At 26.4% G+C, this 24,504-nt stretch carries 22 protein-coding genes; 5 read left to right on the top strand and 17 right to left on the bottom strand.

Annotated features, from left to right (window positions below; translation table 11 throughout):
* Positions 1-451: 451 nt before the first annotated feature.
* Together I4V63_RS12790 and I4V63_RS12785 are read right to left on the bottom strand one after the other, a co-directional pair.
* Entirely contained in the window at positions 452-667 is a 216-nt protein-coding gene (locus tag I4V63_RS12790; protein WP_196001636.1) for a DUF2922 domain-containing protein, read from the bottom strand.
* 22 nt (positions 668-689) lie between these two features.
* Positions 690-911 carry a DUF1659 domain-containing protein gene (locus tag I4V63_RS12785; protein ID WP_196001635.1) on the bottom strand — a complete coding sequence of 74 codons (222 nt, stop codon included), beginning with the start codon at positions 909-911 and terminating at the stop codon, positions 690-692.
* 317 nt (positions 912-1,228) lie between these two features.
* Here I4V63_RS12785 and I4V63_RS12780 point away from each other — a divergent pair, with 317 nt between their 5' ends.
* Complete coding sequence (locus I4V63_RS12780; RefSeq protein WP_196001634.1) at positions 1,229-2,053, top strand: mechanosensitive ion channel domain-containing protein; 825 nt, start codon at positions 1,229-1,231, stop codon at positions 2,051-2,053.
* Positions 2,054-2,413: 360 nt separating this feature from the next.
* On the opposite strand, the gene I4V63_RS12775 is transcribed toward I4V63_RS12780, so the two are convergent.
* The 4 genes from I4V63_RS12775 to galU form a co-directional block, all read right to left on the bottom strand.
* Positions 2,414-3,232: a VanZ family protein gene (locus I4V63_RS12775; RefSeq protein WP_196001633.1), complete on the bottom strand. Its 819-nt coding sequence runs from the start codon at positions 3,230-3,232 to the stop codon at positions 2,414-2,416.
* 390 nt (positions 3,233-3,622) lie between these two features.
* The gene (locus I4V63_RS12770) at positions 3,623-4,606 is read right to left on the bottom strand and encodes an LCP family protein (protein ID WP_196001632.1); all 984 of its coding nucleotides are present in this window, start codon (positions 4,604-4,606) and stop codon (positions 3,623-3,625) included.
* Between the two features lie 47 nt (positions 4,607-4,653).
* Positions 4,654-5,103 carry a hypothetical protein gene (locus I4V63_RS12765; protein WP_196001631.1) on the bottom strand — a complete coding sequence of 150 codons (450 nt, stop codon included), beginning with the start codon at positions 5,101-5,103 and terminating at the stop codon, positions 4,654-4,656.
* A 62-nt stretch (positions 5,104-5,165) separates the two neighbouring features.
* Positions 5,166-6,035 carry a UTP--glucose-1-phosphate uridylyltransferase GalU gene (galU, locus tag I4V63_RS12760; protein WP_196001630.1) on the bottom strand — a complete coding sequence of 290 codons (870 nt, stop codon included), beginning with the start codon at positions 6,033-6,035 and terminating at the stop codon, positions 5,166-5,168.
* A 305-nt stretch (positions 6,036-6,340) separates the two neighbouring features.
* Between galU and I4V63_RS12755 the strand changes: the two genes are divergently transcribed.
* Positions 6,341-6,610, top strand: a complete 270-nt coding sequence (locus tag I4V63_RS12755) for a hypothetical protein (RefSeq protein ID WP_196001629.1) — start codon at positions 6,341-6,343, stop codon at positions 6,608-6,610.
* Positions 6,611-6,654: 44 nt separating this feature from the next.
* Here the strand turns inward: I4V63_RS12755 and I4V63_RS12750 are convergent, their stop codons facing one another.
* The 7 genes from I4V63_RS12750 to I4V63_RS12720 form a co-directional block, all read right to left on the bottom strand.
* Positions 6,655-6,870 (bottom strand): hypothetical protein, encoded by a 216-nt coding sequence (locus I4V63_RS12750; protein WP_196001628.1) that lies wholly within the window; start codon positions 6,868-6,870, stop codon positions 6,655-6,657.
* 209 nt (positions 6,871-7,079) lie between these two features.
* On the bottom strand, positions 7,080-7,481 hold the full coding sequence (locus I4V63_RS12745) for a HepT-like ribonuclease domain-containing protein (protein WP_243280509.1): 402 nt from the start codon (positions 7,479-7,481) through the stop codon (positions 7,080-7,082).
* Positions 7,482-7,506: 25 nt separating this feature from the next.
* On the bottom strand, positions 7,507-7,812 hold the full coding sequence (locus I4V63_RS12740) for a nucleotidyltransferase domain-containing protein (RefSeq protein WP_243280508.1): 306 nt from the start codon (positions 7,810-7,812) through the stop codon (positions 7,507-7,509).
* A 366-nt stretch (positions 7,813-8,178) separates the two neighbouring features.
* On the bottom strand, positions 8,179-8,892 hold the full coding sequence (gene pnuC / locus I4V63_RS12735) for a nicotinamide riboside transporter PnuC (RefSeq protein ID WP_196001626.1): 714 nt from the start codon (positions 8,890-8,892) through the stop codon (positions 8,179-8,181).
* A 176-nt stretch (positions 8,893-9,068) separates the two neighbouring features.
* Positions 9,069-10,094: a PfkB family carbohydrate kinase gene (locus I4V63_RS12730; RefSeq protein WP_196001625.1), complete on the bottom strand. Its 1,026-nt coding sequence runs from the start codon at positions 10,092-10,094 to the stop codon at positions 9,069-9,071.
* Positions 10,094-11,086, bottom strand: coding sequence for an ADP-ribosylglycohydrolase family protein (locus I4V63_RS12725; protein WP_196001624.1), 993 nt, complete (start codon positions 11,084-11,086; stop codon positions 10,094-10,096). The genes I4V63_RS12730 and I4V63_RS12725 overlap by 1 nt, the downstream gene beginning before the upstream one ends.
* 264 nt (positions 11,087-11,350) lie before the next feature.
* Positions 11,351-11,593, bottom strand: coding sequence for a hypothetical protein (locus tag I4V63_RS12720; protein WP_196001623.1), 243 nt, complete (start codon positions 11,591-11,593; stop codon positions 11,351-11,353).
* A gap of 540 nt (positions 11,594-12,133) precedes the next feature.
* On the opposite strand from I4V63_RS12720, the gene I4V63_RS12715 reads away from it, so the two are divergent.
* Positions 12,134-13,522: a glycoside-pentoside-hexuronide (GPH):cation symporter gene (locus tag I4V63_RS12715; RefSeq protein WP_347707733.1), complete on the top strand. Its 1,389-nt coding sequence runs from the start codon at positions 12,134-12,136 to the stop codon at positions 13,520-13,522.
* 230 nt (positions 13,523-13,752) lie between these two features.
* Here the strand turns inward: I4V63_RS12715 and I4V63_RS12705 are convergent, their stop codons facing one another.
* Positions 13,753-14,589: an AraC family transcriptional regulator gene (locus I4V63_RS12705; protein ID WP_196001622.1), complete on the bottom strand. Its 837-nt coding sequence runs from the start codon at positions 14,587-14,589 to the stop codon at positions 13,753-13,755.
* Positions 14,590-14,856: 267 nt separating this feature from the next.
* On the opposite strand from I4V63_RS12705, the gene I4V63_RS12700 reads away from it, so the two are divergent.
* Both I4V63_RS12700 and I4V63_RS12695 read left to right on the top strand, forming a co-directional pair.
* Entirely contained in the window at positions 14,857-17,874 is a 3,018-nt protein-coding gene (locus I4V63_RS12700) for a glycoside hydrolase family 2 TIM barrel-domain containing protein (RefSeq protein WP_196001621.1), read from the top strand.
* A 722-nt stretch (positions 17,875-18,596) separates the two neighbouring features.
* Positions 18,597-20,585 carry a tetratricopeptide repeat-containing diguanylate cyclase gene (locus I4V63_RS12695; RefSeq protein ID WP_196001620.1) on the top strand — a complete coding sequence of 663 codons (1,989 nt, stop codon included), beginning with the start codon at positions 18,597-18,599 and terminating at the stop codon, positions 20,583-20,585.
* 157 nt (positions 20,586-20,742) lie between these two features.
* On the opposite strand, the gene I4V63_RS12690 is transcribed toward I4V63_RS12695, so the two are convergent.
* The 3 genes from I4V63_RS12690 to I4V63_RS12680 all read right to left on the bottom strand — a co-directional run.
* Positions 20,743-21,201 (bottom strand): hypothetical protein, encoded by a 459-nt coding sequence (locus tag I4V63_RS12690; RefSeq protein WP_196001619.1) that lies wholly within the window; start codon positions 21,199-21,201, stop codon positions 20,743-20,745.
* Between the two features lie 292 nt (positions 21,202-21,493).
* Entirely contained in the window at positions 21,494-22,693 is a 1,200-nt protein-coding gene (locus I4V63_RS12685; RefSeq protein ID WP_196001618.1) for an IS110 family transposase, read from the bottom strand.
* A gap of 302 nt (positions 22,694-22,995) precedes the next feature.
* Positions 22,996-24,504: Cna B-type domain-containing protein (locus I4V63_RS12680; protein WP_196001617.1), on the bottom strand; the 1,509-nt coding region annotated here is incomplete at its 5' end.

Below are 24,504 nucleotides of genomic sequence, written 5' to 3'. Positions count from 1 at the left end.
TACTACTTCACTATTCTACTTTCTATTTTTCTATTTTTTTCTATTTTTTTCTATTTTTAAAATACAATTTACATCTATATGATATTACATTTATCGACTTTATTCAATTATATTAATTTTTTAACAAAAATAAACCCTGAAGATGTAGCTTCCTACTACACCCTCAGGGTCCATTAATTATTAATTAATGAGCAATTACTTTATCTAAAAACTCAATACATCTATCACTTTTAGCATTAATAAATACTTCATCTGGAGCACTAGCCTCCAATATCTATCCATTATCCATAAAAATTACTCTAATTGATGGTGAATCTTAAAATATGATAAATCAACTTCTTCCTTTTATTAACCTTTATTGCTTTACTTATAGTGATATAACTATCACACAACAAAAATACCAGCTATTAGTTCTTAAAGATCTAATAACTGGTATTTATAAATTTTATTACTAAATAGTAAATTTAGTTACTTGTTTTTGTGTTACTGAAGCAGCTGACTTAGTTACATAAGAACCTTTCTTATTAGAAAAAATAGCATTTGCTATAATTTCATCCATAAGAGCTTTAACTTCTGCTTCACTTATATTTTCCTTTACATCAGAAATTATAAAATTAGCCTTTTCTCCAGATTCAGTTATAAAAGTCATAGTTAATGTATACTCCATAATTTACACATCCTTTCCCTTATTAATTACTTTCAATTTGAGATACTTCAGTTACATAGTAATAACCAGTATTTTTTTCAAGTATTCCTGCTACTAAATCAGCTACTGATTGAATTTTGCCTGCTTCTGCATTTGCAACTAAATTTCCTATTTTCTTTTTTGAGAATGTTGGATTTCCATCCTTATCAATTGCAGTTTCAACCTCAATTGATAATACCGTACTTTCAAGAGCTTTATTTGCCATAATAAATTCCTCCCTTTTATTTGATTTTTTGTGGTTACACTTAATACATATACGGGATATAAACATTTTTACAAAAAACTTAATTTTTAAAACTTTTTTATAACACAAAAGTGCATAAATTAATTTATCTACTCATGACTAGTTATTGTAATTAGCTTAAGATTAAAGTTTGTCCTTTATCATTCCTTTTTTACCTAACTACTCACCCTTAATTGAGTAACCTTTCTAGCAAGAGGCAATATTTGTATTGGAACAATGCCCAAAAATACTATATAATATAAAACATTATGATATAAAAAGGAGGATTCTTCATAACTATGAATTTAGAAAAATTTTTAGAAAAAATGTTTAACTGGGCAGCTACAGATGGTATAAGGCTAATCATCGGATTGCTTATATTATGGATTGGTTGGAAACTTTCTAAGAAAATAGTTAACATATTAAATAAAGCTTTAGAGAGAAGAAATATAGATCTAACTGTTTGTTCTTTTTTAGATACCTTTATAGAAGTAATATTAAAAGGTATAGTTCTTTATGTATTCTTAGAATATGTAGGAATTAAAACTACTGGAATAGCAGCAGTATTTGCTTCAGCTGGGGTTGCAATTGGACTTGCTCTTCAAGGAAGTTTATCTAACTTTGCTGGTGGTTTAGTAATTTTATTAATAAGACCTTTCAATGTTGGTGATTATGTTGAAGGGGCTGGGCACAATGGTACTATTGAAAAAATAGGTATGTTTTACACACATATAGTAAGTGTTGATAATAAATTAATACTTGTCCCAAACGGAACTTTAGCTAATGGAAGTATAGTAAACTACTCTGCTAAAGAATTAAGAAGAGTTGACTTAACTTTTGGTGTAGGATATGAACAAGACATATTGAAGGTTAAAAGAGTTTTATCTAATATAGTAGAAGCTCATGACTTAATTTTAAAAACACCAGAACCATTTATTGCTCTTTCTAATCATGGCGATAGTGCTATTAATTTTGTAGTAAGAGCTTGGGTTAATAATAGTGATTATTGGAAGGTACATTTTGACTTACTTGAATCTGTAAAAGTTGCCTTTGATAATGAAGATATTAGTATTCCATACCCACAAATGGATTTACATATAAAAAATGAAATATCATCTAAATAAAATTAACATTCTTTGTGTAATATAAAAATTAATATTTACACTAAAATAAAAGATACCACTTGGATATATACTGAAAAATCACATATTTTCAGCAGCCTCCAATTAGGTATCTTTTATTATTTAACTCAATCACTATTACATCTTTTTAATTATACTTTCATGTAGATAAAAAAGCCTTCCTGTATAAAGCACTAATATTCAATTTCTTATCTTCTAAAGATAGCATCATAGTAAACTCACCTTCCTGCATAAAGAACTAATATTCAATTCTACTCAAACTCATTAATTCTTACCTGGTTCTTAAATTGAACTGTATAAAGCACTAATATTCAGTCCTATTTATAACTATGAACTTTTTAATTACACTCTTTCAAAAGCACTTACTTTAAAATTACAAAGCCAGCTAATGCAAGTATATAAAACACTTCCTATTATTCCACCAATAAAATCAATCATAACATCATTAATATTAGCTCCTCTTCCTGGTACAAATAACTGATGAAATTCATCTGTCATTGCATAAAAGAAAACTATTAATAATGCAAAAATAACAGATTTCATTCCCTTAATGCCATGACATGACATTGCCCATAATAAAAGTATAGCAAGAACTGAAAACTCAAAGGCATGAGCACATTTTCTAACAAAAACATTAAAATTATTAAAATGCTCATATACAAATGCTTTTATCTTATCACTTACTTTAATAAGCAAATTCTTAATATCACTTTTATTAATACTAATTCTTCTATTTTTTAAAATATCATTTGATTCTAGGCTTACTTTATTAATTTTTATCCCATTTGAAGCTATTTTATTATAAGCCACCTTTTCTGAATTAATCCCACAAAGCTCAATACTATCATAACTTTCACTATTATCATATGTAATAAATATATTACTTATCTCTTCTTCATTACACTTTCCCCAATTAATAGTACTATTAGGATTAACTATTTTCCTTGTACTTTCATTATAAACTATATATCCATTTAAGCTTGAACTATTATTACCATTCATTATTTTTCTAATCATATCAAGTGTATCATCTTTAAATTCTTTTATCATATTAAGTACCTTAGTACTTTTTTCATTAGATTGATTTCCTGGTTGACTGGAATTATAAAATATAAATCCCATCCATAATATACACAATACTATACTTAATTTTTTCTTCATACCTGTCCCCCCTTAATTAAAATAAACCTATTAAGTTATATAACCACTATTCTTACCATTTTATTTATTCATAAACTATAAAAGTTAAAATATTTCATCTATCTAGACTAATAATAAGCAATTCTCTTACTTATTGCTATACATATCAATTTAGATAGAATCATATTATATAAATAATATTAATTATAAAACTACAAAATCAATTGCTGCTTGTGAAATAATATTAATTATAAAACTAAATAATATTAATTATAAAACTAAATAATATTAATTATAAAACTAAATAATATCCCCATACTAATATATCTATTTATTCCCTTATGATAGAAATATATGTTTTTGCCTCCGTTGTCAATCCAAATATTGAATTGGCAACGGAGGCACTATTTATTATTCCCAAGTTTTCTTATCTTCAAAAATATAATCATGTAACTGATTTACAGTTGTTTCTTTATCAAATGTTAAATAATATACTCCATTTATCATTTGCCCTTCACAGTACCCATCTCTCGGGAACCTTTCTTGTTCTAAGCTTGAATTTCCTATACTTAATAATTTATTACCTAAATCCATTATTTCACTTGCATCAAGACTTGTGCTAACCATTGGTAATAAATCACTTAATAATGATGGGTAAGATGTTGGTGACATAGATAATATCTTTTCAAATATCTTAGTTAAAACTTCCCTATGTCTTTCAGTTCTCTTATAATCCCCACCAGAAGTATATCTTATTCTACAGTATCCCATAGCTTGCGTACCATCTACATGTTGAAGTCCAGTAGTTGATATTGCTGGAGAATTTGTTCCATTAACTGAATTTATATCACTTATATATCCATTAATATATTTTAATTCTTCTGAATCTATGTCTAATTCTATTCCACCTATTTTATCTATTATTTTAGGTAATGATGAAAAGTTAACTGCAACAAAATCCTCTATGTTTAAATCAAAATTTTCATTTAAGGTTTTAATAGCTAATTGTGATTTACCAAAGGCATAAGCATGATTTATCTTATCTAATCCATGACCATCAATACTTACATAAGAATCTCTCATTATTGATGTTAACTTTAACTTCTTATTATGTGTATCTATAGTTGCTATCATTATAGAATCCGATCTTCCAATACCATCTTCTCCAGCATCTATACCAAATAAAGCTATGTTTGTTACCTTGTCATCATATTCAGATAATTTTTCTTGGACCTCTTCTGTAATTCCAACATTATCTTTATCTATTTCAACCTTTTCCATCTTATTAAATAAAGAATTTGCATAAATAAACGCTCCACCAACTGCACCTAAAACTATAACTAAAACAATTGCTAAAATCCATAATGCAATCTTTTTACCCTTATTCTTTTTCATTACTATTACTCCTCACATAACTAATAATATATTAATACTTATTTATATTATTGTACGAAATCAAATTTACAATCTTTAAACTTATCTAAAACAATGTTATTACATTCATCACTTATATATAATTTTGAAATTGCTAGCTCCATATTCTTATGTAAGTCTGATTCATCACTTTCCATAGTTAAGTACTTAGTTATTTCATTACTTAGTTCTATAATAACTTCACAACATTTAGATTTTTCACTATCTTCAACTAATCCAAACACTACTGATCTATAAATAATATATCCATAAATTGAGCATAATTTGATGTAATCAAGAACATCGTTAGATTTTATCTTTTTAAATCTATATTTAATTCTCATACTATCGTATTTGTTAAAGTTTTCTTCATTAATAATGAAATGAACTACTGCATTAATAAAATCTTCTTTTACTTCTTCTGTTATATTACTTTCTACATAATTCAGTATTAATTTTTCTATATTTGTGTCCTTCATATCTTCACCCCATAATTAAATTTCCCCAGAGGAAAATAATTCCTCTGAGGAAGTAAAAAAAGTTATATTATAGTTTTTAAATATTCTATAAACCCATCTCTTAATTCTTCTTTTCTAAGTGCATATTCTACAGTTGCTTGAAGGAATCCTAATTTGTCCCCAACATCATATCTTCTTCCTTCAAAATCATATGCATACATTGCTTCATGTTTAATAAGTTCAAGCAATGCATCAGTAAGTTGAATTTCATTTCCCTTACCTGGTTTAGTATTTTCTAATATTTCAAATATCTTTGGTGTAATTATATATCTACCTAAGATAGCCACATTAGAAGGTGCTTCTTCTATAGCTGGCTTTTCTACTAAGTCTTTTACTTTGTATACTCTGTCTTCAATGTGTATTCCACCAACTATTCCATATTTGTTTACATCTTGAGGAGCTACTGTTTGAACTCCTAAAACTGAAGTTTTGTATTCTGCATAACAATCAACAAGTTGCTTTAAGCATGGCTTATTATCATTATAAACTACGTCATCTCCAAGAAGTACTGCAAATGGCTCATCTCCTACGAAAGTCTTTGCACAAAGTATAGCATGTCCTAATCCTCTTGGTTGCTTTTGTCTTATGAAATGGATATTTACCATATCTGATATTTCTCTAACCATTTCAAGCATTTCTTGTTTTCCTGCTTTTTCAAGCTCCATTTCTAATTCAACACTTCTATCAAAATGATCTTCTATAGATTTTTTGTTTCTTCCTGTTATTATAAGAATTTCTTCTATTCCTGATGCAACACATTCTTCTATAATGTATTGTAATGTTGGCTTATCAACTATTGGAAGCATTTCCTTCGGTTGAGCCTTTGTTGCAGGTAAAAATCTAGTTCCCAGACCTGCTGCTGGTATTATTGCTTTTCTTATTCTCTTTTCCATCACTATTTTCCCTTTTTTAATATATTATTTTCTCTTTAAAAACATATATTATTATATCATTTTAATAATTGCTTATGTTAACTATATTTGCGACCTATTTCAACATTTGCAATATATTTTAACTATTTTTTATAAAATAATTATAATAATACTATAATTATCATTATTATACTATATAGTAAAATTTTATAATATTTATAGGTAATATATCTAATTTTATTAATTGTTAAATATAGCAAATTCCCTTTTTTTGTTATATAATTTTTTATGATGAATTTATTTGGTAAGTAAAGGAGATGTATTTTATGAAGAATTTTATTTTAATAACTTTAAAATTTATAAGTTGGCTTTGGACATTATTTATGCTGTTTATGATATTCTTTACAATATATATGTCACTTTATTTAAATCCCAAAGAAAAAATATCAATTTTAGTTTATTTTATATTTGCTTTATCAGCACTACCTTCTATACTCTTTTTATTTCTTAGATATAAAATTGAAGCTGCTACTAAATCAGAAGATCCTTGCTTAAATATAGATAAATATCTAATTAATAAAGACTCTAATTACTAATAACAATTCTCCTTAAAAATTATTAGTCCTTCATGGTAGTAACATTAACTATATATATCTGACAATTCTAGTTCTGTATTATTTTCATTAAATTTATATACATTCATTGGTGCATTATCTACTAATACATGGGGTAATTTAACTTCAAAAACACTACCTTGATTTAATATACTATTTACAGAAATACTACCACCATGAACCTCAACCATAGATTTTACCCTTAGCTTATCTTTTTCTATCTCTTCAATCCTTATATCCACTTTCATCACCCTTGATAAACTTTTTTTGGTATACCATTTAAAATTATACTACTATATTACTTACTTCAAGTTATTTTCAGAATTTCTTTTGTAATTTTTACATAATACTTATATACCATATGAAAGAAAACCTTAAATAAACAATGCGTAGATAACAGCATCTACGCATTGTTTACACTTCTTAATCTATTACTAATTCAGCGCCATCACTAACTATTTATTACTAATCTAATTTTTTCTTGTGATACTTCTAAAAATAAATCTAATGTAGATAAATCTCCTCTACACATTTTAATTATCTTTTCTCTTGAAAGTTTACGTTGATAGTAATCATGAGTATATCTATTTCTTAGCCTTATTATAGATTGTAGCTTTTTAGAATCTTTAGAAGAAATAAATCCAAAATTACTTGCTGTTTCTATTATTTCACTACCTGATTTGTTAGGTATATAATTATCTGTTGATACCAAATAAGTTTCACACATATCTATTATAAATTCACAAAAAGAATTAAAATATGAAATCATAGCTTCATTAATTATATCATCATCACCATCTACATTACGAGTTATACATTCTCTTATTTTAACTAAAAATATTTTACTTTCCAAAAATTTTGCTTCTATCTTTTCTTTTTTATATTGATAATAAACCATTCCTATATAAACACAAATCCTTTAGATTTTCCTCTCTGATAACTTCTAAAGCTTCCCTATCTCTCTTAAATGCTGAATATCCTAAAACATAATCTAAATATTCTTCTTCTTTAAAAATTATTTTATCATTATTTATTAAGAATATTTCACTAAAAGGGTAATTAAACTCATTAATAAAGGTAAAATGAATATTATCATGAGAAAAATATTCTGATAATACTTTTTGGAGATAATCTTCAATCTCCATCTCATCATCAAATTCCAATTGATTCTTAGAAAGAATCATTATATCTATATCACTTCTATCTTTATTGAATACTTCCTCGTGATAACTTCAAAAAACACATATCGCTATAATATTTTTCAAGTTAATATAATCTATTTGACAGTCTTTGAGCATAAGCTTTTTCATCTATAATCACCTCAAGCTTACTCGCACATACTTTATATAAAATAATTATATCATATTATTCTATATTAAATTCTATCAATAATGTTATTTGTATTAACTATAAAAAATGCGTAGATTATTAAATCTACGCATTTCTTGTACTTTGAAAACATTATACCCTAAATGTAACCTTATTTCTTCTTAGACATAAATCCTCCAGCAATAGAAGCTAAAGCTCCTAATACTACTGATATAACTATATTAGCTTGCCTCTGTGAAGTTTTTTACTTTTAAATTAGTTTGTCCTGCGATCTTCTTCCAATTATAATAACCATATAAAGAATTCAATAAATTAGTAAGCTTCATAACTATTATAATAAGTGCACTCTTATCACCAGATGCATATACCATTATCCACATTACTATTGATAAAGCATTTACCCCAACCCACATTAACCATTGCTCAGAAAATCTCATTAAATAAAGAATACTAGCCACAACAGAAACTACAGTTGTTAAAGAATCCATAAATGCTAAATTCCCACCTAATAAATTTAATACCCTAGCATATAAGAATACACAGACTAATGTACCAGCAAAAGTTAATACTATTAACTTACCAGACATAACCTTAAAGCGTATTTTCCCATCATCATCCTTATTTTTATTCCATAAATATATGGCTATAGCACTAACAGGAATACTAAATAACATATTATACATTACTTCTCCATAAAGCTTTACTCCCATACATTGATATGAATATAATAAACAATTAATAATTGCAAAATATAATCCTGCTATCTTTCCTTTTGCACCTAAAACTAAATTAAGGCTACCAGTTAAAGTTAGTGCCAATAAAAATGGTGCATCCCCATTTAAGTACCAAATAATCGTCATAATTGTACATACTGTTATTAGCCATAATTTTTCAAACATTGTCCAATCTGCGAAATAATTTTTAATTTTATCCATAATAATATTCCCCCTCTTTATACCTTTACGCTTAATTACAATCATTGCTATCTGTATTTCAAATCTTACTTATCTTATTTGCACTGCTATTTTTTATACTTTTAGCATCTAAAAAAATTACTCTTACTTATAATTTAAAACTAATAATAATATCTAATAAATTTAACTTACCTATATCAAATATTAAATTTATCAAAGCATTCTTTACTAAGCTTGGCCCCTTTTATTTGCACTACTTCTGCAGCTACCTTATTTGCTAATTTGCATCCAGACACAAAATCATATCCAACATTATTTTCTAAACAATCTACCTGTGAGTCATTTAAAGAAATACCCATTGAATCCTTGGAATGAAGCTTCCTTGAATCCTTGGAATAAAGCTTATTTGAATCCACTAAAGAAACCTCCTTAGATACCCCTAAAGAATATGCTGAAATAATTGCACCAATATGACTATCACCAGCCCCTATTGTATCTACAACATTCACAGTTTCACCATTTATATGAACAATTTCTTGCCCATCATAAAGTACTGTTCCTCTTTCACCAACTGTTATGAATACAGTATTTTTAGTTAATTTATATAAAGATAAAATGCTCTTATTCACATTATCCTTTTTAGTAAAATCCAAAGCTTCCTTTTCATTAAGATGTAATATTGGGTTAGTTGAAAATATCTTTTTCATTGTATTTTTATCTATATCATTAATAACTGGACCTGGTGCAAAAAATATATTCTTGTTCTTTTGCCCTATTAACCAATTTGCTATTATGTCATCCTTATCTTCACAAAGCTGATAGCCAGCTACATATATATTTTCATATTCACTCATATTTAAGCTATTAAACCATTCCTTTTTATGAAGCCCTTCAATACCCTTAACAGTAATAAATGTTCTTTCACCATCATCTTCTACTAAACATAAACAATATCCATTGTCCATTTCTAAATCACTTATTAAAACATCATACCCATCTTCACTTAATGTTTTTCTTATTATATCTGCATACATTCCAGATCCTATTGGTACAAATAAATCATGTTCCACATTAAATCCTCTCAAGATATTTGCAACATTATAAGCACATCCACCTACAGTTACTTTTCTTTCAGTACATAAAACATCCTCACCACTTTTAGGTAGCTTAGGTATTTTCATAATAATATCTACTATGGCAGCTCCAAGTACTAAAGTCTTCACTAAATGCAACTCCTTCCTTCCATTAAGATAGAAATATATCTATTAAAATCAACATCATTTGCTTCGTTTAAGGCTTCAATATACTCTTTCTTTATAGAATCTATTCCCTTAAAAGCTCCACAAATTGCAGTTGCCATTGCTCCAATAGTATCAGTATCTCCAGCTAAATTTGCACAAAGCACCGCACACTTATTAGGGTCTTGTGCATAATAAGCTATAGAAATTGCAGATGGAACAGACTCGCTAATATTTACACCAGCTCCAACTATGTCATATAGTTTTTCTAAAAATAAATCTTCATCATCCTTATATTTATTAGCTAAATAAATACCTAATTTTATTCTTTCAGTTAATGATGGACTAAATGTTTCTGCACCTAACTTTCTAGCAATAGGCTCTATTTCAAAGACATCTTTTATAACAGCTTCAAAGTCACTATTTTCAATAGCTGAACTAACAGCTACTGCTATCATAGCTGCCCCTGCAATTGATATATCACTAGTATGAGTTACTTCTGAAACTCCATAAACAAAGTTAGCTAATCTTTCTTTATCATTAGCATTAAAAAGACATCCTATCGGTGCAATTCTCATAGCTGATCCATTTGATAAAGCCTTATCCGTAACTGCTTTTGAATCTATTCCATCTCTAAAGTTAGCTAATGCAACCTTTGAAGTAGGACCTAAAATATTATTTTCAAATGCTTTTTCTTTTTCTGCCCATTTTAAAAGCCTTTCTGCAATATCTTTAGAATTAGGTTTAAAGTTTGTACTATTTAATGACTCTACTAAAACAAACGCTTGTCCAGTATCATCTGTAAATTGTCCTCTTTTATAATTGCAAGCTACACTATTTTCTTTAGGCCCATCTAACAAGCCTTCAATCTTTCCAAAATATTTTCTTACTTTTTCTCTTCCCCATAATTCTGAAGGCATTCCCATGGCATCCCCTAGTGCCATTCCATATATAGCTCCTGCAATTTTATTTCTCACTATTATCACTCCTGTATCTGTAATTTTTATTGAATTTATATCCAATTGTGTAACATTTCTCAGTTTCAATTGTATATACACCTGTATTGTTATGTCAATATATAATTGGTAATAAAAAAATAAGTTCCAATTTACAGACTGTTATAGTCGATAAATTGGAACTGTTATCGGTATTTTATATACTTCTTTTTAAATAAAAATGCTTACATTCTACATCTGAATAGTATTTATATTTGTTACTTTATTGATCATTAAACATACTTTCTATAATTCTTCTATTTCAAGTAATGATAAACCTGTAATTTTTGAAATAGTTTCAGTATCTAGTCCATTTAATTTCATATTTCTAGCTATTTCTATAGCTTTATTTTTTGCACCTTCTTCTCTTCCTTCTTCTCTTCCTTCTTCTCTTCCTTTCTTTTCTGCTGCATTTAATTCACTTATTTTATCTCTTAAAGAATTAGCTCTCATATCATAAAGCTCTCTTTGCTTCTTATCATTACTCATAATTCACATCTCCATGTTTATTTCTCTACATATATTATATAACCCAAATATCTATTTATAAACAAAAATGCATAGATTATCATATCTACGCATTTATTACACTTTGTAATTTATTACCATTTAAACATTCTTCCTATAATTCATCATAAATTAATAAATTTATATTATTAACTTCAATAAACTCCTCAGTCTTTTTATCATATAACATATCAACCTCAAGAGTAAGAGATACTATTAATGAAGAATTCTCCCAAATATCCATGGTTACATATTAATATATCACATCTATCTTCATGATAATTTTCAACCATTAAATCTAAATTGAAACTCTTCTTTATATATATTCAATACTATTCTCCCTCAAACCTTCTAAAATAATAATCTAATTAGGAAATATAAATCAATATTTTAGAAACTTAATGCTATATTATTAAACTAAAAATTTTGTAATAATATATATGTAAACTGAGAAATCGATTTCTATTAAATGTTTAATTAAACAGGTATAAGGATATTACTAAGAAATATAGGGGTGAGAGTGTGAATACAACAATAAATAAAAAAATAGATAAAGAAATAGATAAAAAAATTGATAAAAATGATAATGTTTCTATAAAGACCTTACTTACTTATAGCTCAGGAAGCTTAGGAAATAATCTAATCTTTTCATTAATAAATTCATATCTTTTAATTTTTTTAACTGATAATTTTGGAGTAGGTGCAGCTGCTGTAGGTACATTATTTTTAGTAGCAAGAATTATAGATGGAATAACAGATCCTATAATGGGTGTTATAGTTGATAATACAAATACTAAAATAGGTAAAAGTAGACCTTATTTATTTATAGTTCCTATCCTTATGGGAATTGCAACAATAATGTGCTTTTCATCACCAAACTTAACTTATAGCAATAAAATTATCTGGATATATGTAGCATATATATTCTGGGGAATATCTTTTACTGCTATGGACATACCATATTGGTCACTATCTGCAAATATTACAAGATCTTCTGAGGGAAAAACTAAGATTGTTACATCAGCAAGAACAGTTGCATACGTTGGTGGATTTATAATTTCTACACTTACTATTCCACTTGTTTCAGCTCTTAAAAGCTGGACAACAGTTGCAATAATTTATGTTTGTTTTGCAACAGTACTTACTTGGATTACTGCTTTTGGAATTAGAGAAATTAGTAGCACTTCTACTAAAAAAGAAAAGCAAGGCTTTAAACAATTTGTAAATTTATTAAAGTCAAATAAACCTTTAAGAATAGTATTATTATCAATGTTAGTACTAGAGTTAAGCGGATCAATAAAAAATACAATATCTATATATTATATTAAATATAACTTTAATTCAGAAATGATGATTCCTGTTGTAACTTCAATTTCTTTAGTTGCAAGTATATTAGGAGGATTAATATCTCCATATTTAGCAAAAAAACTTGGAAAAAGAAATACTGCACTTTTAGGATTATTAGTTTCTGCTGGTGGATTATTTGTACTATTTTTACTATCATATTCTTCACTATATGCAATGATAGCTATAAATTTCATATCTGGAATTTTTGACGGAGCTGGATATATAAGCTTAACTTCAATGGTTGCTGATTGTGTTGAATATGGTGAGTGGAAAACAGGAAAAAGATCAGAAGGTATGATATTTTCTCTAAATATATTTAAAAGTAAAATTTCCAATGCAGTTGGAGGATCTTTATGTGGATACATTTTAGCCTATATTGGCTATGAAGCAAATTCTACTCAATCTACCTTCACATTAAATGGAATACACATAATTCAAACCTTAGTTCCATGTATAATTATATTAACAAGCTTCTTATTATTAAGAAAATATAATTTATCACAAGCAGAATATGATGCAATAGTTGATGATTTAAAACATGGAGTTACAAGAATAAGTGACTAAATAAAATTAAAGGAATATATTAAAATAAATTTTTATACTGACTATTTGAAATCCATTTACCAAATAAATAGATACAACTGTTTTACTTTTTCTAGCATTATTATTAAAAGGAGTATTTAGGTTGAATTAATCAATTCAATATAAATACTCCTTCTTATATTTATATTTTTTATTTTCTAAACTACTGATAAACCTCTAAAGATTTAAAGTAATCATCAAATCATTTATAACTATCTATTAGCACTAATTTGATTATTTCTATAATTTAATGGAGACATTGAAAAACATTTTGAAAATGTTTTTGAAAATAATAACGAATCACTATATCCAACCTTACTTGCAACTTCCCCAATAGGAATCCTAGTGTTTTTTAATAATAACGTTGCTTTATACATTCTAAGATTTATAAGATATTTCTGTGGAGAAACCTTAAGATTTTTTATAAACATTTTATATAAATAACTTCTACTTAAATTTACATGCTCAGCAATATCATTAACAGTTATACTATTCATATAATTAGAATTAATAAAATCAATTGCTTCTTGAATATATGTATGTAACTCTTTATCCTTATACTCAAAAACCTTTGGAAACTCCTCTATAAATGCATATAATACTGAATAAAGTTCCTTTAATAATAATATATCATCAGAACCTGAAGGATTATAAGCTTTTGATATTTCACACATATTTGATATTATATCTGGAATTTTTGAATCTTCTTTACACTTAGCAGCATAAGAATCAATTATAGATGTCCTATTTAAATACTCATTAGCATTTGAACCACTAAAACCTATCCAGTAATATTCCCACGGATCATCTATTGATGCCATATATTCAACTTTCATTCCCTTCAATAATATAAATACATCACCTTGTCCTAAGTTGTATAACTTGTCATTTATTTTAAATGTACCATGCCCCTTAGTTATATAATGTATAACTGCATTTTTTAACACTTCATATTTATAGCCAAAGCCTGGAATACCTTGCTCTATTCCACACTCATCTACATTCATTTCAAAATTTTCTTTAGTATATTTTTTCCATAGTATTTGCATATATACCTCCAAACCTATAAAACCAATTGATTTTATATTAAGTCTTCTCTCAATCTTATTTATAAAAGTTTAATAAGGCCCCTATTATTAACCACAAAATTATAATGGAAACATTATACCATATTTTAGAACCTTATAACTATTTCAAAATATTAATCTGCATATTAATATTAAATTACAAGAAAGAAATACTTAAAAAAGATACTTATATATAATTATGTTTCATTATACATAATTAAATTAAATTAAATATATTAGGAGGGAACCATGCCACTATTAAATGAATATCACGAAAATCTTTATAAACTGCATGTTAACATGATGCAAAGAAGAAGTTACTATGTTCCATTTATTGATAATGATGAAGCTATTAATGTTAAAGATAGAAATAAGCAAACTAGCTTTTTTTCACTTAATGGAAAATGGCAATTTAATTATTTCGATAGCCTACAATTAATTAAAAACTTTAATAATATTAGCGAAATTAATCTTTCAGATTCAATTGATGTGCCATCTGTTTGGCAAATGAATGGATATGATTATAATCAATATACAAATGTTAAATATCCTATTCCTTATAATCCACCTTTTGTGCCTAAGGATAATCCATGTGCAATTTATAAAAAGGAATTTGATTTTAAAATAAATTCTGAATCACAAGATTATCATATAAACTTTGAAGGAGTAGATTCATGTTTTTATTTTTGGGTAAATGATATGTTTGTTGGCTATAGTCAAATATCTCATAGCATATCTGAATTTGATATTACAAACTTCTTAGTTAATGGTAAAAATACTATTACAGTATTAGTTTTAAAATGGTGTGATGGTACTTATTTTGAAGACCAAGACAAATTTAGAATGTCGGGTATTTTTAGAGATGTGTATATACTAACAAGATCAAAATCAAGAATTGTTGATTATAAGATTACTCCTACTGTAAACGTATCATCTAAAAATGGAAAATTAGATCTTAAAATTCTTTCAACTATTGGTAATCCACATATTAAATATACTTTATTAAATCCAAATAATACTATAATTTCTTCTGGAGACATAAATGATAATAACTTACAAATAGATATTATTGATGTAGAACTTTGGGATGCTGAATCCCCTAATTTATACACATTATTAATAGAAACAGAAAATGAAGTTATAAAAGAAAAAATAGGGATGAGAGAAATTAAAATAGAAAATTCAATTTTAAAAATTAATGATACTCCTATAAAATTGAAAGGTGTTAATCACCATGATTCTGATCCAGTTAAAGGATATGTTATTACTTATGATGACTTGCTTTGTGATTTAAAATTAATGAAAGAATGTAACATTAATTCTATAAGAACATCTCATTATCCTAAATCTCCAATCTTTTATGAATTATGCGATGAATATGGATTTTATGTTATGAGTGAAGCTGATATTGAAACTCATGGGGTTGTTGAATTGTATGGAACAGGCTATTTAGATAATTATAATATGATAGCCGATGATATAACTTATGAAAATGTTATTATAGATAGAATTGACTCTTCCATAGTTCCTTTTAAAAATAGATCTTGCATTTTTATGTGGTCACTTGGAAATGAATCAGGCTTTGGAATCAACTTCGAAAGTGGAGCTAAACATGCTAGAAAATTAGATTCTTCACGTCCATTACATTATGAAGGTGCATTTTACGCTAATAAAGAGAGAAAAAATGATTTTTCTAACCTTGATGTTATTAGTAGAATGTATCCAAGCATAGATGAAATTGAAGATTACTTTAAAAAAGGTATAGACAAGCCATTAATATTATGTGAATATGCACATGCAATGGGGAATGGTCCTGGTGGACTAAATGAGTATGATGAGCTTATTCAAAATCATGATGAATTTGCAGGTGCTTATGTTTGGGAATGGTGTGACCATGCTCTACTTATAAAAGAATATAACAATGGTAAAAAAGCATATGGATATGGTGGAGATTTTGAAGAAGTAAATCATGATGGAAACTTCTGTGTTGATGGTTTAGTTTATCCTGACAGAACTCCTCATACTGGATTATTGGAATTTAAAAATGTTAACAGACCTATAAGGGCATTAGAATTAGATCAAACTAATAAAAAAGTTAAACTAAAAAACATGCTTGATTTTAAAAATATTAATGACTTCTTAGATATTACTTATAAAGTGTATTTAGACGGCTGCTTACTTTCATCTAATAAATTAATATTAGAAAGCCTAAAAGCAAAAGAAGAAAAATGGTATGACTTAAATATATCAAATTTACCAAAGGGAATAATTACTATACTATTTGAATACAGTGTAAAATATAATAATTCACTTTATGAAAAAAATACAATTTTAGGCCATGATCAATTTATTATAAAAAATGGTGCTGAAAACATATCATCTATAACTAAACTAACAAAAATTAATGATACCTCTGAAAAGTTTTATATAGAAGCAACAATTAACAAAATTAAAATTACAAATTCAGATTTTAATTTTATATATAATAAAAATACCGCTTCCTTTGAGTTTATCGAATCATTAGGAGAAGTATTTATAGATACTCCTATGGATTTCATTATTTGGAGGGCGCCTACAGATAATGATAGAAAAATAAAAAATGATTGGATTGAAGCTGGTTTTGATCAAATTACAACACATGTATATAATAATGAAATTAAGACATATTCAAATAAAGTTGAAATAATTAGTTCCTTATGCTTAATTCCTCCATATAGAGAAAAGGTTCTTGATCTTACAGTAACTTGGATCATTTACCCACATGGTTTAATTAAATGTGATGTTAAGGCTAATAAAAATATGAAAACACCTTACTTACCACGTTTTGGAGTACAATTAAAATTAAATAAATCATATGAACACGTAAGTTACTTTGGCTTTGGTCCATATGAAAATTATATAGATAAGAATTCATCATGTTATTTAGGCAGATTTAATTCTACTGTTTCTGAAATGCATGAAGATTATATAAAACCTCAGGAAAATGGAAGCCATCATTTCTGTAGAGAAGTTTCTATTAGTAATAGTAAGAAGACAATCTATGTTGTATCTGAAAATGATTTTGCCTTTAATGTTTCACATTTTTCTGTTAATAAGTTAACTAATACTGACCATAATTTTGAGTTAAATAAAGAAAATTTAACTTATTTAATTATTGATTATAAACAAAGTGGTATTGGCTCAAATAGCTGCGGCCCTGAATTACCACAAGAATATAGATTTAATGAAAAGGAATTTTCATATAATTTCTATTTGAAATTTCTATAAATACCATTCACTGTAAATTCCCTTATATAAAAGGTCAAGCTTAAAAGCTTGACCTTTTATTAATCCATCATCATCTTCTTTTACTCTTTCAATTAGCCCTTTATTACAAATTCTTTCATATAATAATATATCGAATATTGCTAACCATAAAGTTAATATTTTAATTAAAGTTACCCTTTTATTTATAACTTCATCATAATCATAAAAACTTTCTATAACCTAATTAATATCATAATATTTTTCAAGCATTCCATTATCAATACTATAATAATTTACTTTACCCATAATCTTAAAGTTCCTTTATACTATTAATGTAAATCATTACTCCCCTTTTATTTAAATTCATTGTATTATATATTCATTAATAATAGAAAATAAATGCTATAAAGAGATTATTTTTGTATTAAATATTTATTAAATTTTTAAGATAAATACACAAACAAAAAAAATTGACATATTTTTTTATACTTTTTATAATTATACTATTAAAATAAATTTTCTTAAATTTAACTTATATATTATTAAATGAAAGAACTTCAAAATATAATAAGTAATATTTATTATCACTAAAATACAAGAATCAATTAAAAGTATAGCTAATAAAAATTTCTATATAGTATATAAATTTGTATAAAAATAAGCTTATATGCTATTTTATTTAATTTTGTTTTTACAAAATATTCTTAATTTTATATTCTTAGTAATTTGAAGGGAGCATTAATTTGGAAAATGAATATAAAAAACCAATTATAATAAGTAGCATAATACTTGCTTCTATTGTGATTATTTTATTTCCTATAGTAAAATTCAATAATAAATTATCTGAAGAAAATAATACTCTTAATACTGAAAGCATAATTACATATATTGAAGATTCAATTCAAAATCAAACTACCATTACAAATGATATTGAAAAAATTGAGCAATATTTATTAGAGAAAAAACCTGATAGTGAGTATTATTTTATAAAAGGATATTTAAATTACATAAATAATGATTATGTTAAAGCTATTGAAAATTTTAATTTAGCTTCAGAAAATATTATATATTCAGACTTACCCTTTATAAAAATTTATACTTATATCCTATTAAATGAATCACTACAAATAGAAAATCAATATGATTCTTTAATAGAAAATTGTAAAATTGCTTTAAAATATATCTCTGAAAAAAATGATTACAAAAATGATACAAATTTAATATGGCGTACAATCAGTGTATTACTAGATAATACAGACCAAATACAAGAAGGCATTTTGCTTTTAAACTCTTATTTAAATGATACTAAAGGATTAACCAATGAAAGTATAGTTAAATTAACAGCTAATATAGGTCAATTATATACATTAGTATATAAATATTCAGATGCCATGTATAATTACTTAGATGCTATCCATATTATTTCTTCAAATCCTTCTATCCCTAATGGAGATTATTATAAAGCTAAGTTATTAACAAGTATTGGAGATATTAACTTCATTTTAAGTGAATATGAAAATGCAATAAATTATTATGATCAATCCTTAAATATTAACTTAGCAGATAAAAATGAAGATGCATTAAGTAAAAGCCTTACTATAATTAACAAGGGTCAGGCTTATATCGAGTTAAAACAATATGAAATGGCTAGTCAGTGTGTTAGTGAATTAAATGACCTATTACCTTATATTGACGATTATGCTAAAGATGATATTCAAATACTTATGAATAATATACTTGCCTTAGCTAATACATATCAACATAACTTTGAAGACGCAGAAACACAGCTCATAGAAGCCCAAAATTTATTAGCTAATGATGAAGTTGAATTTTCACTAAATAAAGATGTATTCATTAATTTAGCTTATGCTCAATGGTATAAAGAACAAAAATTATACGAGCAAGCATTACCATTATACGAAAACGTATTACAAGAATCTATTAATAAGGGATTAGGATTAGAAGAAAATATTTATTATCAAATTAGTGAAATATATAAGGCTAAAGAAGATTTTAATAATTATGCTAAATATACTGATTTATATATTAAAGAAAAAGATAATAGTGTTCAGATTTTTAAAAAAGACCATATTGATTATTCAGCTAATCTATATGAAAGTAATTTATTAAAATCAAAATCCCAAGGATACAAGTTAAATTTATTGATTATGCTTTTTAGTTTAATTATATTAACTATAATAGCATTAAGTAAACATAGATCTGTAAAAATTTTAAAAAGCTCAAACTTTACTGATTCTATGACAGGTTTAAATAATAGAAAGTATTTAGATTATTATATAAATAAAAACAAAAAGAACTTACTAACAAAAACAATTTCTATTATTATTATTGATATTGATTACTTTAAAAAGTATAACGATAATTATGGACATATTGAAGGAGATAAAATAATAAAGGAAGTTGCAACTACATTAAAAAATAGTATCAGAAAAAATGATATTATAATTAGATATGGTGGAGAAGAAATGGTATTAATTTTCACTGATTTATCTCCTAATGATACTGAAGCCATTGCTCAAAAAATACAAAATAATATTAAAAATAAGAATATAGAGCATAAATACTCTAAAGTAAGTAATTTATTAACAATAAGTATGGGTATATATAATACTAAATTCTTAGGTCAAAATATATATTCTTTAATAAATAAAGCTGATATGGCACTTTATAGAGCCAAAAAGGCTGGCCGAAATAGGTACGAAGTATATTAAATATAATAAATAATCTAGTAACAAAAAAAGATGACTCCTAAATAGTTTTATACCCTCTATCTACTTGATAAGGGATAATTCACAATATAGGACTCATCTTTTTTTACTATGTACTTAATATTTAAAGAACCTTACTTACTATTAATATTATAACTTTTTATTTTAAACTTGCTCTAACTTCTTTACACCTTTTCACTTTATTATAAAGAAGTATATACGCTACTAGCAATATAGGTGTTATGAATATCCCAACAATAAACCAGGCTGGCTTTACTTGATATTTATTAGATATAACTAAGTATGACTGTATTTGTATAACAATAGACCATATAATTAATGCTAAATTTATAAGAATTAAAAAACCATTATCATTGAACTCCGTTAAAAAACTTGCTAGCATTACTCCAACAAAAACCCAAGTATATCTAACATCTTTATTCCCTACTTTTAATAATATAAACATATTTAATATTGGTATCCAAGCAAACCACTTTTTATCTATTCCCTCAAGCTCTGCTGCCCCTGATAAGGATAACCCCATAAAAACATATGTTATTATTGAAAATATAATTGCTCCAAAAGCAAATATCAATAACATAACTAATAAAACTTCCATACTTATAAACCTCCTATTTGTAACTAATATCATAAAATGGATTATATATCAATTTCATTCTAGAAAGTAATTATTCGTTGTAAACAGTTAAAATTTTGTACTAAATATATTACTCCAAATAAAAATACTTCAAACTGTCATTAGTATAAGTAATAATATAAAAAGTAGATAGATTTGTATTTTACACAAACTTGCTAATAATTTGTCAACTATTATTTTTAATTTAATATACCTAAAAAAGTGTAACCTTAATAAAGCTACTTCATAGTAGCTTTATTAAGTGGACTAGCTATTACAATGTTTTATATAAATTCATAACGCGTGTATAATAAATTCTTAAGAACTTATTAAGAGCAGCCATTTTAGCCACGTTTTTTGCTTTTCCCTCGGATTCTTTTTTTATCATAAATTCATAAACAGCATTATCTTCAGTTGGTTTTGTAACTTTTAAAGCCATCATTATTTCGTATCCGACTTTTCTTAAGCTAGAAGAACCACGTTTTGATATATGTCTTTTAGTTCCTTCAAATTGACCTGATTGATGTGGAGGTGCATCATTTCCGGCATAAGCATTCAATGCTTTAGCACTTGTAAATTTTCTAACATCTCCAATCTCAGCAATTAGTCTTGGTGCAAGCTTATCACCAACACCTTTTAATTCCCTAACAATTTTATATTCCGGTAATGTGTACGCAATTGTTTGCATCTGTGTTAAAATAGAATTGCTAGATTCTTCAGTTTCTCTTAAAATTTTAATACAATTTTTAAGAGCAATATATGTAGAATTATTAGCAGATCTAGTTGTGATACTGTTTTGGGCCAATTCATATATTTTTAGTGCTTTAATTGTTCCATTACGGTATCCTTTCTTTTTTGACCAAGCTGAATACTCTTTTATAAACTTTTGTTCACCCTTACGTTTGATATTATCAAAGTGTTCATACTTTTCAACAAAATCATATAATATCTTGCTTGAATTTCCTGTTGTTCTAGTTAAAATTTTATTGATTCCAGGCATAATTTCATCAAGAAGATTGTTAAATTGTATCTTTGCCTTTACTCGTATTGAAACTATTTGATTATATTGTCTCGATAAAAACTTTAAATCATTATATTTTTCATCTTCACCTTCATATTTCTTAAGACTAAATCTTTTTTCAATAGCGTATTTAGCTATTCTAATAGCATCTTTTTTATCTGTTTTAGCTTTTCTAATCTCTATATCCCCATATTTTTTCATTAGATAAGCATTAACTACACTAACATATATCCCTTCTTCATATAACTTCTTCAATACTGGATAATGATAATGACCTGTAGATTCCATAACTACGAACACTGTATCTTCTTGATCCTTAATCCACTGAATAAGCTTATTAAGTTCATTCTGACTATGTTTAAATTCTTGTGGTTTCATAATGATTTCTCCAGTATCATTTATTGCAGACACTGTACTTTTATTTTTAGAAATATCAATTCCAACTCCTATCATTATTAATCATCTCCATATGTTATTTACGATTGGTTCCAACATCATCCTATTGATTCATATTTGTTATTTACACGGGTGTTTCTCCCAACTTGCTTAATCGAATATTGAATAGGATGTGTTGGTCAACACTTTGTGTAACGGGCGTTTTATCCCAAATCTATCTTCGTTGACCAATCAAACCTATCATAAAAAAAATAAGCATAGATGTCTATCACTAAAGTGATTTTCATCTATGCTTATATTGTACAAACTCTATCTACTCTCCCCTTTTTTAATTCTTACCAATAAACTATATACTATTATTAATAAGTTTCTTTTCTACTAATTAGTATTTTCCCAGCTAAAATAATAAATAGTGATAATAATAAATATACAACACTGGATATATCTCCAGTTTTCGGTAAAGTGTTATTATTATTATTATTGATATTATTATTATCTGTTGGAGTTTTTTGATCTTCTTTAGGTATTTCTATTCGTTTTTTAGTGTTTGTCATAGTTGACTTAACAATTTCTCCATTTGTTTTAATTTCAAATGGGAATAGTGTTTCGTCTATTACATATCCTTCTGGTGCATCAAATTCTTGATAGTAATACTTTCCGTATCCTAACTCAAATGTTGCAATCCCTTTCTCATCTGTTCTTCCTTCTGCTATTACGTTCTTGTCCTCATCATAAATTTTAAATCCGGCATTAGGCAATAGCTTTCCATCTGCTATATCTGTTTTTGTTATTTCTAACTTTCCTACTATTTTTGTATTTGTCATTTCAACTTTTACTATTTCTTCATTTGTTTTAATTTCAAATGGGAATAGTGTTTCGTCTATTACGTATCCTTCTGGTGCATCAAATTCTTGATAGTAATACTTTCCGTATCCTAACTCAAATGTTGCAATCCCTTTTTCATCTGTTCTTCCTTCTGCTATTACGTTCTTGTCCTCATCATAAATTTTAAATCCGGCATTAGGCAATAGCTTTCCATCTGCTATATCTGTTTTTATTATTTCTAACTTTCCTGTTATTCTTGTATTAGTAACTGTAAATCCTGATTTATCATTTCCTGTAATAACAGTATCATATCCATTTACAGCATCTTCTTTTATTGAGTAATTTATTTCAAGTCCAGTTGTTTGATTATACTTAGCTAGTCCAGTAAAAGTGTGTTTCCAATTATTATCTTTTGTTAAATCAATTGAATCTACTTCAACTCCATCGGCAAATAATCTAATAGTAGCACTTTGTGCTGCATCTCCTACCCATTTTTTAGTTACAGGAATGTCCATAGTTTCAGTGTTTGTATTTGTTATAACGAAACCATTTTGACTATCTCCACTAATTACTGAACTGTAACCTTGAAGTGAAACTTCTTCAACAGTATATGAAATTTCTTTTCCGTCTTTATACTTTTCTAAATTAGTGAAAGTATATTGCCAATTATTTTTTTCATTTAATACTTGAGTATCAACTTTTTTTCCATCTGCTAATAAGTTGACTGTTACATTTTTTGCTGCTGGTCCAATCCACTCTTTTGTTACTCCTACAGAAGTTTTTCCTGTAATTGTATTTATAACTGTGAACCCAGACTCGGCATTTCCTGTAATAACAGTATCATATCCATTTACAGCATCTTCTTTTATTAAATAATTTATTTCAAGTCCAGTTGTTTGATTATACTTAGCTAGTCCAGTAAAAGTGTGTTTCCAGTTGTTATCCTTTGTTAATTCAATTGAATCTACTTCAACTCCATCGGCAAATAATCTAATAGTAGCACTTTGTGCTGCATCTCCTACCCATTTTTTAGTTACAGGAAT

It is taken from the genome of Clostridium sp. 1001271B_151109_B4 (genome assembly GCF_015670405.1).
Taxonomy (GTDB): domain Bacteria; phylum Bacillota; class Clostridia; order Clostridiales; family Clostridiaceae; genus Clostridium.
The sequence above is the reverse complement of the archived record's forward strand: the minus strand, read 5'-3'. Positions and strand labels throughout refer to the sequence as shown.

What these genes read in the sequence shown, in the direction of transcription:
- I4V63_RS12770 (WP_196001632.1), bottom strand. Translation starts at nt 4,606, where the DNA reads ATGAAAAAGAATAAGGGTAAAAAGATTGCATTATGGATTTTAGCAATT.
- I4V63_RS12740 (WP_243280508.1), bottom strand. Translation starts at nt 7,812, where the DNA reads ATGATTCTTTCTAAGAATCAATTGGAATTTGATGATGAGATGGAGATT.
- I4V63_RS12690 (WP_196001619.1), bottom strand. Translation starts at nt 21,201, where the DNA reads ATGGAAGTTTTATTAGTTATGTTATTGATATTTGCTTTTGGAGCAATT.
- I4V63_RS12765 (WP_196001631.1), bottom strand. Translation starts at nt 5,103, where the DNA reads ATGAAGGACACAAATATAGAAAAATTAATACTGAATTATGTAGAAAGT.
- I4V63_RS12775 (WP_196001633.1), bottom strand. Translation starts at nt 3,232, where the DNA reads ATGAAGAAAAAATTAAGTATAGTATTGTGTATATTATGGATGGGATTT.
- I4V63_RS12720 (WP_196001623.1), bottom strand. Translation starts at nt 11,593, where the DNA reads ATGAGTAATGATAAGAAGCAAAGAGAGCTTTATGATATGAGAGCTAAT.
- pnuC (WP_196001626.1), bottom strand. Translation starts at nt 8,892, where the DNA reads ATGGATAAAATTAAAAATTATTTCGCAGATTGGACAATGTTTGAAAAA.
- galU (WP_196001630.1), bottom strand. Translation starts at nt 6,035, where the DNA reads ATGGAAAAGAGAATAAGAAAAGCAATAATACCAGCAGCAGGTCTGGGA.
- I4V63_RS12785 (WP_196001635.1), bottom strand. Translation starts at nt 911, where the DNA reads ATGGCAAATAAAGCTCTTGAAAGTACGGTATTATCAATTGAGGTTGAA.
- I4V63_RS12705 (WP_196001622.1), bottom strand. Translation starts at nt 14,589, where the DNA reads ATGCAAATACTATGGAAAAAATATACTAAAGAAAATTTTGAAATGAAT.
- I4V63_RS12700 (WP_196001621.1), top strand. Translation starts at nt 14,857, where the DNA reads ATGCCACTATTAAATGAATATCACGAAAATCTTTATAAACTGCATGTT.
- I4V63_RS12780 (WP_196001634.1), top strand. Translation starts at nt 1,229, where the DNA reads ATGAATTTAGAAAAATTTTTAGAAAAAATGTTTAACTGGGCAGCTACA.
- I4V63_RS12790 (WP_196001636.1), bottom strand. Translation starts at nt 667, where the DNA reads ATGGAGTATACATTAACTATGACTTTTATAACTGAATCTGGAGAAAAG.
- I4V63_RS12685 (WP_196001618.1), bottom strand. Translation starts at nt 22,693, where the DNA reads ATGATAGGAGTTGGAATTGATATTTCTAAAAATAAAAGTACAGTGTCT.
- I4V63_RS12755 (WP_196001629.1), top strand. Translation starts at nt 6,341, where the DNA reads ATGAAGAATTTTATTTTAATAACTTTAAAATTTATAAGTTGGCTTTGG.